The organism is Streptomyces sp. RKND-216 (assembly GCF_004795255.1).
GTDB lineage: Bacteria > Actinomycetota > Actinomycetes > Streptomycetales > Streptomycetaceae > Streptomyces > Streptomyces hazeniae.
Genome location: NZ_SSBQ01000002.1, coordinates 1,412,735 through 1,430,842, shown reverse-complemented (window position 1 = coordinate 1,430,842; position 18,108 = coordinate 1,412,735). Strand labels below are relative to the sequence as shown.

Below are 18,108 nucleotides of genomic sequence, written 5' to 3'. Positions count from 1 at the left end.
AGATGACGACTTCCGAGCAGCCGGACACACTCGGGTCGGCGACGCAGGCCGCCACCCTGACCGAGGACCCGGCCCCCGGCGAGACCCTGCTCCGCGTCCAGGGCCTGAAGAAGCACTTCCCCATCACCAAGGGGCTTCTCAAGCGGCAGGTCGGCGCCGTCCGGGCGGTCGACGGCATCGACTTCGACGTGCGCGCCGGGGAGACCCTCGGCGTGGTGGGCGAGTCCGGCTGCGGCAAGTCCACCATGGGCCGGCTCATCACCCGCCTCCTCGAACCCACCGGCGGCACCGTCGAGTTCGAGGGCCGCGACATCACGCACCTCGGCACGGCCGGCATGCGGCCGCTGCGCCGCGACGTGCAGATGATCTTCCAGGACCCGTACTCGTCGCTCAACCCCCGGCACACCGTCGGTGCGATCGTCAGCGCACCGTTCAAGCTTCAGGGCGTCAAGCCGCAGGGCGGCCTCAAGGCCGAGGTGCAGCGGCTGCTCGGTGTCGTCGGCCTCAACCCGGAGCACTACAACCGCTACCCCCACGAGTTCTCCGGCGGCCAGCGGCAGCGCATCGGCATCGCCCGCGCGCTCGCTCTCAACCCCAAGCTGGTCGTGGCCGACGAGCCGGTCTCCGCGCTCGACGTCTCCATCCAGGCCCAGGTCGTCAACCTGCTGGACGACCTCCAGGACGAGCTCGGGCTCACGTACGTGATCATCGCCCACGACCTGTCGGTCATCCGGCACGTCTCGGACCGCATCGCGGTGATGTACCTGGGCAAGATCGTCGAGCTGACGGACCGCCAGTCCCTCTACAGTGCGCCGATGCACCCCTACACCCGGGCGCTGCTGTCCGCGGTGCCTGTGCCCGACCCGCGGGGCCGCGCCCGGCGCGGCGCAGAACGCATCCTGCTCCAGGGCGACGTCCCCTCGCCGATCAAGCCGCCGACCGGCTGCCGGTTCCACACCCGGTGCTGGAAGGCCACCCGGGTGTGCAAGATCGAGGAGCCGCCGCTGGTCGCGCTGCGCACCGGCCACCAGGTCGCCTGTCACCACCCGGAGGACTTCGAGGACCAGCGGCCGGAGGACACCGTGCTGCTGAGCGCCGCGGAGAAGGCCGCCGACCAGGCCGTGTCCGAGGCCGCCGACCAGAGCGCAGTCAGTGCGGCGACCAAGGAGGCCCTCGAGGAGGCTCACGAGCAGGCGCAGGTCGAGTCGCAGCAGGTCGACAAGAACAGATGACGGGAGCTCCGGGACGGGAAGGTGGTGGCGCCCCGAAGGCCGGACGCGGTCGGGGCGGGGGTTTACTCGCCCGGAGGCGGCCGTCTCCTTCGCCGGGCCGGCCCTTCCACGCCCTCGTCGTCAGCAACGCGGTGTCGTCCTACGGCACCTACCTCAACCTGGTCGCGCTCAACCTCTACGTGCTGGAGACGTCGAGCAGCGCGCTGTCGCTCGGTCTGTTCCTCCTGCTGCGCATAGCCTCCTCGGTCCTCTCCGGGTACGTGGCGGGGCGGATCGTGGTCCGGTTCGACCGCGTGCGCCTGATGATCGGCGCGGACCTCTGCCAGGCGTCGGCGCTGCTGGTCTTCCTGATGGCGCCCGGGACGGCGCAGACCGTGCTGCTCTACGTGCTCGCCGCCGTCATGGGCGGCGGTTCGACGCTCACCGGGGTCGCCCGGCGCCACACCGTTCCGGACCTCGTCGGGCAGGAGCTGCGGGTCCGTGCCAACGGGCTGCTGGTCACGGGGCGTTCACTCGCCATGGTCCTCGGCTTCGCCTCGGCCGGGCTCGTGGTGGCCCAAGCGGGTTACACCGCCGCGTTCCTGGTGGACGCCGCGTCGTTCCTGGCCTCCGCTCTCGCCCTCACGGCACTCGCGCTCTCCGGAGCCGTCCCGGGCGCCCGCACACGCGACCCGGCCGACGGCGGCCCCAGCGAGTCCGGCGGCGACCGGGGCGGAGCGGACCGGGGCCGGGCCGCGCGGGAACGCCCCGGCGCCCGCAACCCGGCCTCGCCGTCCGCCCTGTGGCGGTTCGCTCCGGCCGTGCTCTGCCTGATCCTGGTCCGTGCGGTGGACAACATGGGCTCCGCCGCACACCAGGTGGGCCTCCCCGTGTACGCGGAGCAGATCGCGCCCGGGGACGCCGCCGCCTTCGTCGGCCGCTTCTACGCCGTCTGGGCCGTGGGCTGCCTGCTCGCACACCAGCTGGTCTCCCGGCTGCGCGCGGTCTCGCGGTGGGCGGGAGGCTCCGACGCGTCCGGCAGGCCGGGCGGGGAACGCGCCTTCGCCGTCGGCACCTGCCTGATGTCCGGCTTCTTCATCCTGGCGTTCGCCGACCTGCCCGCCGTCGCGCTGATGGGTGTGGCGATCGCGGCGGGCGTCGCCGACGGCTTCACCGAGATCGTGTACCACTCGCGGCTCCAGGCCCTCCCCGAGGTGCAGCGCGGGCGTCTGCTCGGGCTGGCCGCGATGGCCGAGACCGGCGCCCTCGGCGCGGGCACCGTGCTGTGGGCCTCCCTGCTGGACCACCACACGCCGCTCTCCGTCGTGGCGACGGCGCACGGCCTCGCCATCGCGCTGGCGCTGCTCTTCCTCCTGGCGCTGCGCCGCCTGCCGCCGCCCGCCGTCCCCACCGAGGGCCCGGAGGGCGCCGGCGGCACGCACGGCACCGACGGCACCGACGGCACGGATGCCGGGGACGCCGTGGACCCCGCGGAGGCCGAAGACGGCGGCACCGCCGGGGTGCCGGCGGAGCGGCCCCGCCCGGCTGTGAAGAAGGCTCCGACCTCCGGGCCGGCCGACTGGCCGGCCGACCCACCACCTCGGAAACGGGAACGATGGACACCGACGACATGACCCGGCTCGAGGCACGCCTGCGCGGCATACGGCACGTCCTCGACTGCGCGCTCGTTCCGCACCGGACGGCGGCCCTCGCCTACGTCGTTCCCGACGGCCGGGCGGACTTCGCGCGGTTGCGGCGCCAGGTCACGGCCGCCGCGCTGCAGCACGGCGTCACCGCGCACGCCGTACTGGTCGACGACGTGCCCCGGCTCCCCGACGGACGGGTCGACCACCCCGCGCTGGAAGAGGTACCGGTCCTGGACGAGGCGCTGCTCGCCCGGTACCGCGACACGTGCCGGACCGCGGGCCGGGCCGTCGAGGTCTCCCTCGCCCCACTGCGCCGGGAACGGCCCCGCGTCGATCCCGCGGAGCCGCACGCCGCGCACGTGGCGGAAGCCGCCCCGCCGCCGGCCTCCGGGGGAGCCGGCGGCGGCCCCGGCGGCCCCGACGGGGGCCCGAGGCCCGCCGCGCTCAGCCACGGCCCGGAACTCCATCTTGCGGCCGACCTCCCGCGCACGCTTCCGGAAGCCCTGGTGCGGACCGCGGCGGAACGCCCGCACGCCGGTCTCCACCTCGCTCTGGAACCGCACCGCACCGTCTTCGTCGGCTACCCCGACCTCCTCGACCGCGCCCGGCGCATGCTCGGCGGGCTGCGCGCCGCCGGGCTGCGCCCGGGCGACCGCGCCATTCTTCAACTGCCCACGCTCGACGCCTACTTCCCCGCCCTGTGGGCGTGCCTGCTGGGCGGCATCGTGCCCGTCACGGTGGCCCGGCCGCCCGGGTACGAGACGCGCGGCGCCGTGCTGGACAAGCTCTGCCACGCCTGGGAGACGCTGCGGGAACCCGTGGTGCTCTGCTCCGGGCCGGCCGTCGAAGGGGTGCGGGCGCTCCCCGCGCTCTACCCCGTGCACGGTGTGCGGGTGCTGGACGCCGACGAGCTGATGCGGGCCGAACCGGTCACCGAGGTGCACCGGCCGGATCCGGAGGAGACCGCCCTGCTGCAGCTCTCCTCGGGCAGCACCGGACGCTCCAAGGCCATCCGCATCACCCACCGCGGTGTGATGGAGTACGTGGCCGGCGCCCGTGCGCAGGACGTCGCGCCGCAGCACACGACCGTCAACTGGCTCCCGCTCGACCACGTCGCCGGGCTGCTCATGTTCCACCTGCGCGACACCGTGCTCGGCTGCGTCGCCGTGCACACCCCCACCGAACTGGTGCTGGCCGACCCGCTGCTCTGGCTCGACCTGCTGGAGCGGTACGCGGCGGCACACAGCTGGTCTCCGAACTTCGGCTTCAAACTGGTCGTCGAGGCCCTGCGGCGGCACCCGGACCGGCGCTGGGACCTGACCTCGGTCCGGTCGCTGATCAACGCCGGAGAGCAGTGCACCCTTCCCGTCGTCCGCGACTTCGTGGACGCCACGGCGCCGTTCGGCCTTCGCGCGGACGGCGTGCTGCTGGCCTGGGGGATGGCCGAGACCTGCACCGCCATCTGCTACAAGCGCTTCGGCACGCCCGGGGCCGTCACCCGGGTGCGCAAGTCCTCCCTCTCCACGGATCTGGAGTGGGTGGGCGAGGACGTGCCCGGGCACGAGCGGACGACGTTCCTGAGCATGGGGCCGCCGACGCTCGGGGCGAGCTTCCGCATCTGCGACGACCAGGACCGGGTCCTGCCCGAAGGCCGCATCGGCAGGCTCCAGGTCCGCTCCCACCGCGTCACCCCCGGCTACGTCGACAACCCCGAGGCCGACGCCGAAGCCTTCCGCGGCGACGGCTGGTTCGACACCGGCGACCTCGGCTTCCTCCGGAACGGCGAACTCACCCTCACCGGCCGCCGCAAGGAAGTCATCATCGTCAACGGCAGCCACTATTTTTGTCATGAACTGGAGGATGTGGTCGGCGCGGTCGACGGCGTCCGGGCCGGCTCCGTGGCCGCCTGCGGAGTGCCGGACCCGGAGTCCGGCAGCGAACGGCTCGTCGTCTTCTTCGTCCCCGAAGGGGACGCCACTCCCACCGACCACGCCACCGCCGCCCGCACCCGCCGGGTCACCGCGGAACTCGCGCGGCGCTTCCAGCTGGCCGGCACGCAGGCGGTGCCCGTCCCCGCCGACGAGTTCCCCAAGACCACCAGCGGGAAGATCCAGCGGACCGGCATCCGCCGCCGGTACCTGGACGGCGACTTCGACGACGTGCTGCGCGCTCTGAGCCTCGGCGCGGACGACGCCCTCGACGTACCCGACGCGGTGCACCGCGCCGTGTGGGAGGAGATGCCGGGCGGCCCCGGGCACGCGCCGCCCCCCGACCCCGGCGCCACGCTCGTCGTCGCCGACCGGGACGGCCTGGCGGCACGACTGACCGCGCACGGCGCGGCGTTCGAGACGGCCGCCGTCGCCGCACACGGCAGCGGCTACGCGCGCACCGCCCCCGGCCGCTTCACCCTCGACTTCGCGGACCCCGGCCACTGGAGAGCGCTCTGGCGCGACCTGCGCGCCGAGGACCGGACGCCCACCACCCTGCTCCACCTCGCCGGCTACGCGACCCTCGACCTCGCCGCCCCGGACGACGCGGATCTGCCCGACGCCCTCACCGCGGCGGGCCCCGCGCTGGTGCTCGCCGGGCAGGCCCTCCTGGAGCACACCGCGGCGGATGCCGCGCGCGTGGTCACGGTCAGCCGCGGACTGCACCGGATCACCGGCGACGAACCGGTCGGCACCCCCGGCGCGCTCACCGCGGGCGTCGCGGTGAGCCTCGCCCTGGAGACGCCGGAAGCCGACGTACGCCACCTGGACCTCGCCGGCGCCACCCCGGAACAGGACGCGACGGACCTGTGCCGCGCGCTCGCCGCACTGCCCCACGGCCCGGGAGGACGGTCCGGGCCGGTGGAGACCGCGATCCGCAACGGCCGCAGCCACCGCCGGCGCCTGGTGAAGGTCCGCATCGACACGCCGCCCGACGGCGAGCCGGACCAGCCCTTGTACGCCGACGGCGCCTGCATCGTGGTCACCGGAGGACTGGGCGGCGTGGGCACCGAGGTGCTCACCGACCTGCTCGGCCGAGTCCGGCTCCGGCTGCTGGTGCTCGGCCGCACCCCGGTGCCCGAGGACGCCGCCTCCGGTGCCGCCGCCCGCGCCCTGGACCGGCTGCGAGCGCTGGGCGGCGACGTCCGCTACCGCGCCGTCGACGTCACCGACCGCGCCGCCGTGACCGAGGCGGTGGCCGAGGCCGAGGCGACGTGGGGCCGGCCGCTGGACGGCGTGCTGCACCTGGCGGGCGCCTTCGACTCGGTGCTGCTCCGCGACGAGGACCCGCACCACTGGAAGGCCGCGACCGCGGCGAAGACGGTCGGCGCCGTGCACCTCGCCCGGCTCGTCCGCGAGCGGCCCGGCGCCCGGTTCGTGCCCTTCTCCTCCCTCCTGACGGCCGCCCCCTCCGCGGCGTCCGGCTCCTACATCGCCGCGAACCGCTTCCTGGAGTCCCTCGGCGACCAGCTGACGTCCGTGGGAGCCCCCGGGCACTGCCTGGTGTGGGGACTGTGGCGAGGCGTCGGCATGAACCGCGACAGCGCGTGGGAGGAGGCCGCCGCCCGGCGCGGGCTGCTCGCGCTCAGCGCCGCCGAAGGGCGCCGCCTGGCCCGTACGGTGCTCGCACGCCGGCCGGACCGCTACTTCGTCGGCCTCGACGAGACCGCCCCCGCGCTGCGCGGCCTGGTCCGGCCGGAACGGCCCGCCGCCCTCGAGGCACCCCAGGCATCCCGGACCGCGGGCGACGCGGGCGAGCTGCCGCCCCTGCGCGACCTGCGCGACCGCGAGGTGCCCGTGCCGGTACGAGCGGCGGGCCCCGCCGACGAGGAGGCCGCGACCGCCGCCGCACCAGGCGTGCGGGACGCGCCGCCCGCCGCCGCACCGCCCCCGGCGGCCCCCGGCGACGGCCGCTCCCGGGACGCGGAGCGGACCCGTGTACGTGAGCTGGTGCTGCGCGCCCTGACGGAGGCGGCGGGCCACGGCATCGACGAACGGCGGCCGTTCTACGACGCCGGACTCGGCTCCATCCAGCTGATGCGCGCCCACGGAGCCCTGGAACGCGCCCTCGGCCGCGAACTCCCGCGCACCCTCCTCTTCCAGCACCCGACGGCCGTCGAACTCGCCGAGCATCTCGCCGCACAGGGACAGCCCGTTCCCGGCCTCGCGGAACCCGCCCCGGGCACGGCGGAAGACCGCCGCATCGCCGTGATCGGCATGGCCGGCCGATTCCCGGGCGCCCCCGACCTCGACGCCTACTGGCGGCTCGTCACCTCCGGGACGTCGGCACTGCGCCGCTTCACCCCCGCGGAACTGTCCGCCGCCGGGGTGACCGAGGAACAACGCTCCCACCCGGACCACGTGCCCGCCGGCGGACCGCTGGAGGGCACCGACCTGTTCGACGCCGCGTTCTTCGGCATCAGCGCCCGCGAGGCCGCGCTGATGGAGCCGCAGCAGCGCCTCCTGCTCGAGGTGTGCCACGAGGCACTGGAGGGCGGCGGCTACGCCGGCGTGCCCGAGACCACGCGGGTCGGCGTCTTCGCCACCACCGGCATGACCCTGCACGCCCTCCAGACCTATCTGCTCAACAACCTGGCGCCCACCCAGGACACCGGCGATCCGGTGACCGCGCTCCAGGTCGCCATCGGCAACCAGCCCGACTTCGCGGCCGCCCGGGTGGCGCATCGCCTCGGGCTGCACGGGCCGGCGGTGGGCGTGCAGACCGCCTGCTCCAGCTCCCTGGTGGCGGTGCACCTGGCCGTCCAGTCGCTGCTGTCCGGCGACGCCGAACTGGCCCTCGCCGGCGCCGGCGCCGTACACGTGCCCCAGCACGCCGGCTACCCGTACGTACCGGGTTCGATCCTCTCCCGCAGCGGCTCCTGCCGCGCCTTCGACGCCGCCGCGGACGGCACCGTCGGAGGCAACGGCGTGGCCGCCGTCCTCCTCAAACGCCTCGACCGGGCACTCGCCGACGGCGACACGGTGCACGCGGTGATCCTCGGTTCCGCCGTCAACAACGACGGCGCCGGCAAGGTCGGCTTCACCGCCCCCGGCATGGCCGGACAGCGGCGGGTGATCTCCGGCGCCCTGCGGACGGCCGGCGTCGGCGCGGACACCGTCGGCTACGTGGAGGCCCACGGCACCGGCACCGCACTCGGCGACCCGATCGAGTTCCAGGCGCTCACCGAAGCCTTCCGGGAGACCACCGACCGGGCCGGTTTCTGCGCCCTCGGCTCGGCCAAGCCGACCATCGGCCACCTCGACACCGCGGCTGGCATGGCCGGGCTGATCAAGGCCGTCCTGGCATTGCGGCACGGCTGGATCCCGCCGCTCGCAGGGTTCACCCGCCCCCACCCCGCCCTCGGTCTCGACGGCAGCCCGTTCTTCCTGCCCGCCACCGGCCGGCCCTGGGAGCGCGGCGCCACCCCCCGCCGGGCAGGCGTGAGCGCCCTCGGCGTGGGCGGCACCAACGCGCACGTGATTCTGGAGGAGCCCGCCGAGGCGGCGCGTCCCGCCCCCGCACCGGACGGCACGAGCGAGGGCCCGGGTCTGCTGCCGCTCTCCGCCCGTACCGCGCCGGCGCTGCGCGAACTCGCCGCCGCCTACCGCGACCGCCTGCGGGAGGACCCGCCGCCGCGCCCCACGGACGTCTTCGCCACCGCCGCGCTCCGCCGCCCCCACCACGCACACCGGATGACGGCCCTGGGCGGCGGCACCGAAGAGATCGCGCGGGCACTCGACGACTTCCTCGGCACCCCCGCAGGAGGCACCGGAGCCGCCCGCCCCTCCTGGACGGACGGCTGCGCCCCGGACGGCGGCGCAGGGCCCGTCGCCCTCGTCTTCTCCGGACAGGGAACCCAGCGCCGCGGCATGGCCCGTGCGCTCCACCACCGCTTCCCGGTCTTCCGGGAGGTCGTCGAGGAATGCGAACAGCTCTACCGCGAGGCATGGGACGGCAGCCTCGCCGAAGCCCTGCTCGCCGCCGACCCCCAGGGGACCGACGACGTCTGGACCACGGACGTGACGCAGCCGGCGCTGTTCGCGTTCGAGGTCGCGCTGTGGCGGTTGTGGGAGTCGCTGGGCGTCCGCCCACACCTGCTGGCCGGGCACAGCGTGGGCGAGTACGCCGCCCTGTACGCCGCCGGCGGGCTCGGCCTCGCCGACGGCCTGTACCTGACCGCGGCGCGCGGCCGGCTGATGCGACGGCACTGCCCGCCGGGCGCGATGGCGGCGGTGCAGGCCGACCGCAGCGCCGTCGACGCGGCGACGGCCGGCCTTCCCGACGTGGAGGTCGCCGTGGTCAACGCGGTGACGCACCACGTGCTCGCCGGTCCCGAGACCGCCGTGGCCGAGGCCGCGCACCGGCTGGAGACCGCCGGACACGCGGTCCGCCCGCTGCGCGGCGACCGCGCCTTCCATTGCTCCCTGGTGGAACCGATGCTGGAGGAGTTCCGCTTCCACCTGGGCCAGATCGAACTGCGCCCCCTGCGAACCCCGGTGGTCAGCAACGTCGGCGGTGAACTGCTGCCCGCCGGGCAGCTGCCGGACGCCGCGCACCTGCTGCGGCACACCCGGGAGACCGCGGACTACGCGGCGGTGCTCGCCCGCCTCGACGCCGAGGGCACCGCCCTCTGCCTGGAGGCCGGGCCGGACGCGACCCTCACCGCCATCGCGCGACGCGCCGGGACGGTGGCGCACTGGACGGCGTCCCAGCCCCGCCGCGAGCCGGGCACCGGCGGCCTGCTGCGGGCCGCCGCCGAACTCCACTGCCGTGGAGTCGCCCTGGACTTCAGGGGGCTGGTCCGGGCCGAGGACCCCGGCCGCCACGTGCCCCTCCCCACGCACCCCTTCGCCCGTACGTCCCACTGGATCAGCGCCGGAGCGGGCACGCCTCCGGCCGGAGGCACCCCGATGACGAACGACACCGATCCGACGCCCCCGGCCGAGGCCGCCGCCCCGGCGGACCGGCTCGGGGCCTCGCTCACCCGGCGCGTCCGGGAGCTGGCCGCCGACCAGCTGTCCCTCGCCGTGGACGACGTGCCGCCGGACGTCGCGTTCTTCGACCTGGGCGCGGACTCGTTGCTGCTCATCAACATGATCCGCCGCCTGGAGAAGACCTTCGACGTGCGGATCGCGATGCGCGAGCTCTTCGAGGAGGCCGACACCCCGGAACGGCTCAGCGCCGTCCTCGCCGAGCGGATCAGCCCGGAACGGGCGAGCGAACTCCTCGGCGCGGACACCGCCGTGCCGGCCTCCGCGGCGCCGGAACCCCCGCCGGGTTCGGCACCGGGTTCGGCACCGGTACCGGTTTCGGAGACCGCTCCCGCCCCGACCCCCGCCTCTGCCTCTGCTCCCGTCCCCGCCCCCGTCCCGGGACCCGCGGCCGCCCCAACGTCCCCCGCCGTGTCCACCCCCGCCGTGTCCACCCCGGCCGTGTCCACCCCGGCCGCCCCTGTGCCGGTCCCACCCGTCGCCGCCGGTACCGAGGTCGGCAGGCTGGTGGAACGCCAGCTGGAGCTGGTGTCGGGCTTCTCGAAGCTGATGAGTGACCAACTCGCCCTGCTCGGCGGCGCGGGCACGGTGCAGAGCCCCGCGGCGGAGGCAACGGAAACCCTGCCGCAGTCCTCCGTCCGGCACGCCGGCGGAACCCCGTCCGCGCCGCCGCAGACCCCGGCCGTACCGGAACCGGCGTCCGCACACCGTTCGCCGCAGCCGGACGCGGATCCGTCGCCGCCGCAGACCACGCCCGCCTCCACGGCCCTCGGCCCCCGGGTCAGCGTCCCGCGCACCGCGGGCATGGCCGCCGGAAGGCTCACGGACGCACAGCGGGCCCACGTCGAGGATCTGACCGCCCGGCTGACCCGGCGCACCGCCACCTCCAAGGAACTCACGCAGAAGCACCGGCGGGTGCTCGCCGACAGCCGCGCCGTGGTCGGCTTCCGCAGCGCCACCAAGGAGATGCAGTACCCGCTGGCGGCCCGGTCCGCACGCGGCGCGCGGCTGGTGGACGTCGACGGCAACCCGTACGTGGACATCACCATGGGCTTCGGCGTGCTGCTGTTCGGCCACGAACCGGACTTCGTGGACGAGGCCGTACGCCGCCACCTGTCCGGAGGGCTGCGCCTCGGGCCGCGCAGCGAGGAGACCGGCCGAACCGCCGAACTCCTGGCCCGCGTCACCGGCTTCGACCGGGTGGCGTTCGCCAACTCCGGAACGGAGGCGAACTCCGCGGCGATCCGTCTCGCCCGCTCGGCCGTCGGCCGCGACACCGTCGTCACGTTCCGCGGCTCCTACCACGGCCACGCGGACAACGTGCTCGGGCAGCCGGTGGTCGAGGACGGGCGGCGGACGACCGTCCCCGCCTCCTCCGGCATCCCGGCCGGCGCCGTCGGCGACCTGGTCGTCCTCGACTACGGCGCCCCCGAGTCGCTGGACGCGCTCGAGGCGCTCGCCGACCGGGTGGCCGCCGTGCTGGTCGAGCCGGTGCAGAGCCGCCACCCCGGGCTGCAGCCGGGAGAGTTCCTGCACGCGCTGCGCCGGATCACCCGGCAGCACGGGAGCGTGCTGCTCTTCGACGAGATGCTCACCGGCTTCCGGCCCCACCTCCAGGGCGCCCAGGGCGTGTTCGGGGTCACCCCCGACCTCGCCACCTACGGCAAGGTGCTCGGTGGCGGCTACCCGATCGGTGCCATCGCCGGCCGTGCCGACCTGATGGACGGCATCGACGGCGGCCACTGGTCCTACGGCGACGACAGCTATCCGCCGCGCGACACCACCTTCTTCGGCGGCACCTACATCCAGCACCCCGTCGCCATGGCCGCGGCCGAAGCCGTACTCAGCCGGCTCGAACAGGCCGGCCCCGGCCTGCAGGAGGACCTCAACACCCGCACCGAACGGCTGACCGGCAGCCTGAACCGGTTCTTCGAGGACGAGGAGTTCCCGGTCCGCATCGCCCGCTTCGGGTCGATGTTCCGCTTCGAGTACCGCGGCAACCTGGAGCTGTTCTTCCACCACCTGCTGCTGCGCGGGGTCTACGTGTGGGAGTGGCGGAACTTCTTCCTGTCCACCGCGCACACCGACGACGACCTCGCGTTCCTCGAACACGCCGTGCGCCACGCCCTGTGGGACATGCGCCGCGGAGGATTCCTCGCCCCGCCGGGCGCCGCGCGGCCCGTCCCCGCCTACGCGGCGCCGCCGCCCGTGCCGCACGTGCCCGAACCGCCGCAGCACACCCCCGCAACGGTCGACGGGCCGCCCGCAGCCCCCCAGCCGCGGCAGGAGGCCGCCGGCGGCCGTCCGCTCCCGGCACCGCGCGGCGGCGAACCCCGGCCCAAGGCCCCCGGTGCGCCGGACTTCAGCCTGTACTTCTTCGGCGACTACCCGCGCGAGAGCGAAACCGACGACAAGTACGCCATCGTCGTGGACGCCGCCCGGTTCGCCGACCGGCACGGCTTCCACGCGGTGTGGCTGCCCGAGCGGCACTTCCACTCCTTCGGCGGCGTCTTCCCCAACCCCGCCGTCCTGGGCGCCGCGCTGGCCCGCGAGACCGGTCGCATCCGCATCAACGCGGGCAGCGTCGTGCTCCCGCTGCACCATCCGGTACGCGTCGCCGAGGAGTGGTCGGTCATCGACAACCTCTCCGGCGGCCGGGTCGGCATCGGCTGCGCGAGCGGATGGCACGCCAACGACTTCGTGCTCCAGCCGCAGAACTACGGGCGGCACAAGGAAGTCATGTACGACCACCTGGACACGGTCCGGCGGCTGTGGCGAGGCGAGGAGATCACCGCGCCGAACGGCCACGGCGACGACGTGGCGGTGCGCCTCTACCCCCGCCCGGTTCAGGACATGCCGCCCTTCTACACCGCGATCGTCGGCAATCCGGACAGCTACCGGCAGGCCGCCCGGAACGACCTCGGCGTCATCACCAACCTCATGACCCAGTCCGTGGAAGACCTCGCGGAGAACGTCGCCCTGTACCGGAGCGAGCGTGCGGCGGCCGGCCTGGACCCGGCGGCGGGACGCGTCGTCGTGCTGCTGCACAGCTACCTCGGTGCGGACGAGGCACGGGCGCGGGACGAGGCGCTCCCCGCCTTCAGCCGCTACATGCGCTCCTCCCTGTCCCTGTTCGGCCAGGTCGGCAACAGCCTCGGGATGGAGATCGACTACGAGAACACCCCGGAAGACGACCTGGAGTTCCTCCTCGAACGCGCCTACCGGCGCTACTGCGACTCCCGCGCCCTCATCGGCACGCCCGACGGCGCCGCGAGGGTCGTGGACTCCGTCCTCCAGGCCGGGGTCGACGAGATCGCCTACTTCGTCGACTTCGGCGTCACCCCGCAGCAGGCCCGGGACAGCCTGCCGTACCTCGACCGGCTCCGCCGCAGGTACCAGGAGCCGGAGACCGGCCCCGCCCGCGCACCGGACCCGGCGTCCGAGGAGCAGCAGGCGCCCGAGGAGCAGGGCGGCGAGCCGCTGACGTTCGCCCAGCAGCGCCTGTGGTTCCTGGACCGCATGCACCCCGGCCTCACCGCGTACAACGAGTGCTCCGCCGTCCGCCTGGAAGGACCGCTGGACGTCGAGGCGCTGCGTGCCGCCGTGCACCGCTCCGTCGAGCGCCACCCCGCGCTGCGCTCCGTGTTCCGCGAGGTCGAGGGGGAACCCCGCCTCGTGGTCACCCGGGAGCCGCACGACGGCCTTCCGCTGCTGGACCTCGCCGCCGACGACGCACGGGGCGCGGCACCGGGGGCGGACGAGGACGAGGCGCTGGAGCGGATCGTGGAGGAGGAGTGCGCCCACTCCTTCGACCTCGGCCGCGGCCCCCTGCTGCGCACCCGGCTCCTGCGGTTCTCCCCGGACCGGCACGTCCTCGTGCTCACCGCCCACCACCTGGTCTTCGACAGCGTGTCGGCGGAGGTGCTCACCCGGGACCTCGGTGAGCTGTACACGGCGGCTGTCGAGGGCCGGCCCGACCGGCTGCCCGCGCCCCCCGGAGACGGCCGCCACGCGGAGCGGGAGCGAGAGGCACTGGCCTCCCCCGAGGGGCAGCGGAGCCTGGCCCACTGGCGCGACCGGCTGACGGGCGCCCCGCCGTACCTGGAGCTGCCCGCCGACCTGCCCCGGCCCGCGACGCCCACCGGACGCGGCGACTCGGTCCACTTGCGCCTGGACACCGGGCTCACCCACGCCGTACGCGCCCTGGGCCGCGAACGCCGGGCCACCGCCTTCATGGTGCTGCTGACCGCGTTCTACGCCACCCTGCAGCGCTTCACCGGGCGGGACGACCTGGTCGTGGGCACACCGGTGGCCCACCGGCCGCCCGGCACCGAGGAACGCGTCGGATTCTTCGTCAACACCCTTGCCCTGCGCACCGACCTCGGTGGGGACCCGACGTTCCTGGAGGCACTGGGGCGGGTGCGGGACACCGCCTTCGACGCGTTCGAGCACCAGGAGTGCCCGTTCGAGGAGGTGGTGCGGGAGCTCGAACCGGAACGCGACCCGGCACGGGCCCCGGTCGCCCAGGTCTTCCTCGAGTACGAGACGAAGCCGCTGCTGGAGATGGACCTGCCCGGCGTCCGGGCCACCGCCGTGGACCTCCGCCTGCGCAAGGCGCCGTTCGACCTCACGCTGTTCCTGACCGACCTGGACGACGGGCTGCGCTGCCGCGCGGAGTACAGCACCGACCTGTTCGAGGAGGCCACCGTACGGCGCTTCCTGGACTGCTTCCGGCAGACCCTCGCCGCAGCCGCCGACGATCCGGGACGCCCGCTGTCCGCGCTGAACGGGCCCACGCCCGAGGACCGCGAGCTGCTGGCCCGGACCGAGGCCGCCCCCGCCTACACCGGCACACACGACGGGGCGGAGCCCGGCGAGCCGGTGCACCGCCGGGTGCTGCGGCGCGCCGCCGCGCAGCCCGACGCACTCGCCGTGCGGTGCGGCGACACCCGGCTCACCTACGGCGAACTCGCCGAACGCTCCGCCCGGTCGGCCCGCACCCTGCTCGGCCGGGGCTGCGCACCGGGCGACGTGGTGGGCGTGCTGCTGCCGCGCGGACCCGCACTGGCGGCGGCGCTCCTCGCCGTGGCGCGCACGGGCGCCGCCGCCCTCCCCCTCGACGTGGGCCACCCCCGGCAACGGCAGGCCGACATGCTGGCCGAGAGCGGCGCCGTCGCGCTGCTCACGGAAGAGCCGTACGCGGACCGCTTCCCCGACGCCGCGTTCCCCGTCCTCACCGTGACCCCAGGCGCCGACGAGGACGACGGCCCGGACCGGGCCGTCGCCGGCGACCCGGTGCCGGACGAGCCGGCCGCCGGACCGGACGCCCTGCTGTGCGTCCTCTACACCTCCGGCTCCACCGGTCGACCCAAGGGCGTGGCCGTCCGCCACGCCGGCATGGCCAACGTGGCCGACTGGCACCACCGCGAGTTCGGCACGACCGCCACGGACCGGGCCGCGTGGATCTCCAGCCCCGCCTTCGACGCCTGCGGTCTCGAGCTGTGGGCGCACCTCGCGGCGGGCGCGAGCCTGCACGTCGTACCCGAAGAGGTCCGGGCGGCCCCCGAGGCGCTGCGCGACTGGCTGGTCGCGGAACGGATCACCAGCACCTTCTTCACCACGCCGCTGGCCGAACAGCTGCTGGCGGCGAAGTGGCCGGAGGACGCCGCGTTGCGGCTGCTCATCACCGGCGGCGACCGGCTCCACGGCTGGCGTCCGGACGGCGCGCCCTTCCGGCTGGTCAACATCTACGGGCCCACCGAGAACACGGTCGTGTCGACCTGGACCGAGGTGCCCGAGCGCGGCGCCCGCTCCGGCGTACCGGCCATCGGGCTGCCGGTTCCGGGGACTCGGGCGCTCGTCCTGAACGAGGAGCTGGGCACCGTCCCCGTGGGCGTCGCCGGTGAACTGTACGTCGCCGGCGCCCACGTGGCCGCCGGCTACGTCGGTCAGCCCGGGCTCACCGCGGAGCGGTTCCTCAAGGACCCGCACGGGCGCGTGGCCGGACCCCTGTACCGCACCGGTGACCTGGTCCGGCGGCGCAACGACGGCATGCTGGAGTTCCTGGGCCGCGCCGACCGGCAGGTCAAGATCCGCGGCCACCGGGTCGAACCCGGTGAGGCGGAGCACGTCCTGACGGAGCTTCCGGACGTGCGGGAGGCGGCCGTCGTCGCCCGCACCGACCGGGACGGAGCGCCGTACCTGGTCGCCCACGCCGTCCTCGACTCGGGACCCCCGGACCCGGCAGGGGAGGAACGGGCACGCACCCGGCTCGTGCGCGCGCTCGGCGACCGGCTCCCCGACCACCTGGTGCCGCGTGCCTGGGTGTTCCCGCCATCGCTGCCGAAGGGATCCAGCGGCAAGATCGACCGGCTGAACCTGCCGCTGCCGGACCTGTCCTCCGACGCGGACGAGGCACCGCCCCGCACCGACCTCGAACGGCGCCTGCACGACCTGTGGGCCGCCGAACTCGGACTGGCGCGCCTCTCGGTGGAGCGCTCGTTCTTCGACCTCGGCGGGCACTCGCTCAACGTGGTGCGGCTGCTGAACCGGATGCGGGCCGAGATGGGCGCGGAGATGTCGGTGCTGGAGTTCTTCCGCGCGCCGACCGTCCGGGCGGCGGCCGTCCGGCTGACCCGGGAGGACCCGGCTGCGGCGGAGGCCGACGCCCCCGCGGGGCCACCGGAGCCGAACGCGGCCGCGAACGGCGGCGCGAGGGTGAGGGGCACGATATGACCGCCGACGCGCTCACCGACCTGCTCGGCACGCTGCGCGCCCGCGACGTCCGGCTCCGTCCGGACGGCGACAGCCTGCACTTCGACGCGCCCGAGCACGCGATGACCGACGACCTGCTGGAACGGCTACGCACGCACAAGGCCGGGCTGCTGCGCCGGCTCGCCGCACACGCCGACACGCCGCCCGTCGAGTCCAGCGGGCCCGCCACGTACTTCCAGCGCCGCATGCACGCGCAGCACCACACCGCCAGGCTGCCCGCCGGGCTGAACGTCGCCCAGCGCATCGAACTGACCGGCCCTCTCGACGTGGACGCCCTCGGCCGCGCCCTCACGGCCCTCACCGCCCGGCAGGGCACGCTGCGCTGCCGCCTGGTCCGGTACGGCGAGGAACTGGTGCAGGAGGTGCTGCCGGTCTCACCGGTCCCGCTGCCCGTCACCGACCTGTCCACCCTGCCGCCCGGAGCACGCGGCGCGGCGGGCGACGACTGGGTGCGTCGCACCGCGGGCGAACCGTTCGACCTGGCCGTCGCGCCGCTCCTGCGCACCGCCCTGCTCCGCCGCGGTCCTCGGGAGTGGACGTTCATGCTGGTGGTCCACCACATCGTGATCGACGGTTGGGGCCTGGACGTCCTGCTGCGCGACCTGACCGCCCTCTACACCGCTGCTCTCCGCCACCCCGGCGAGGCCCCGCCCACCGACGAGCAGGCGACCCTGCCCCCGCTCGCCGTCGCCTACCCGGACGTGGGCCGCTGGCAGCGGGACCACCTCTCCGGCCCCCGGATCCGGGAACTGCGCGCCTACTGGGACGAGGAACTCGCGGACGCGCCGTTCGATCTCCGCCTTCCCCTCGACGTCCCCCGCCCCGAGCGGCACACCAACCGGGGCGCCGCGGTGGAGTTCACCGTCTCTCCGGACCTGTCGGCCGAGGTGGAGGCGCTCGCCCGCAGACGGGACACCACGGTCTTCACCGTGATGCTCAGCGTGTACGGCACCCTGCTCTGCCGGCTGAGCGGCCGGCCCGAGGTCGTCGTCGCCTGCAACATCGCCAACCGCATCCGGCTGGAACACGAGCCGCTCGTCGCGCCGTTCACCAACAACGTGCCGCTGCGGCTGCGATCCGGCGGGGGCGGGGAGCCGGTGGTGTCCGTCGACGCGGCGGCCCGCGCGTTCTTCGGCGCCGCCGCACACCAGGACTACCCGCTCGCCCTGCTCCTCGAGGACAGGGCGGCCCGTGGCCGGCCGGCCGACGACCGCTTCCCCCAGGCCGTCGTGGTGATGCAGAACCAGGCGGCGCCCGCCCTCGACCTGCCGGACGTGACCGGCGAGGTCCACGACCTCACCGTCGACGGCATGCGGTCCGAGGTGTGCCTGGTGCTCGTGCCGGAGACGGACCGGATCCGCTGCCATCTGCGGTACGCCCGGGACCTGTTCGACGCGGAAACCGTCGAGGGCTGGGCCACGGCCTACGTCGCCTTGCTGCGGGAGGCCGTCGCCTCGTCTCCGGCACCCCGCACAGCGCCGTCGGCCGCCTGACACG

The 18,108-nt window shown here is 74.9% G+C and carries 4 protein-coding genes; all 4 read left to right on the top strand.

The window, feature by feature from the left end:
- Positions 1-2: 2 nt before the first annotated feature.
- The 4 genes from E4198_RS06070 to E4198_RS06055 are packed head-to-tail and all read left to right on the top strand — an operon-like array spanning position 3 to position 18,104.
- The gene (locus tag E4198_RS06070) at positions 3-1,232 is read left to right on the top strand and encodes a dipeptide ABC transporter ATP-binding protein (RefSeq protein WP_136182264.1); all 1,230 of its coding nucleotides are present in this window, start codon (positions 3-5) and stop codon (positions 1,230-1,232) included.
- Positions 1,229-2,845, top strand: a complete 1,617-nt coding sequence (locus E4198_RS06065) for an MFS transporter (protein WP_136182263.1) — start codon at positions 1,229-1,231, stop codon at positions 2,843-2,845. The genes E4198_RS06070 and E4198_RS06065 overlap by 4 nt, the downstream gene beginning before the upstream one ends.
- Entirely contained in the window at positions 2,827-16,572 is a 13,746-nt protein-coding gene (locus E4198_RS06060) for a non-ribosomal peptide synthetase/type I polyketide synthase (RefSeq protein ID WP_136182262.1), read from the top strand. The genes E4198_RS06065 and E4198_RS06060 overlap by 19 nt, the downstream gene beginning before the upstream one ends.
- Positions 16,569-18,104, top strand: a complete 1,536-nt coding sequence (locus E4198_RS06055) for a condensation domain-containing protein (RefSeq protein WP_136182261.1) — start codon at positions 16,569-16,571, stop codon at positions 18,102-18,104. The genes E4198_RS06060 and E4198_RS06055 overlap by 4 nt, the downstream gene beginning before the upstream one ends.
- Positions 18,105-18,108 lie beyond the last annotated feature (4 nt).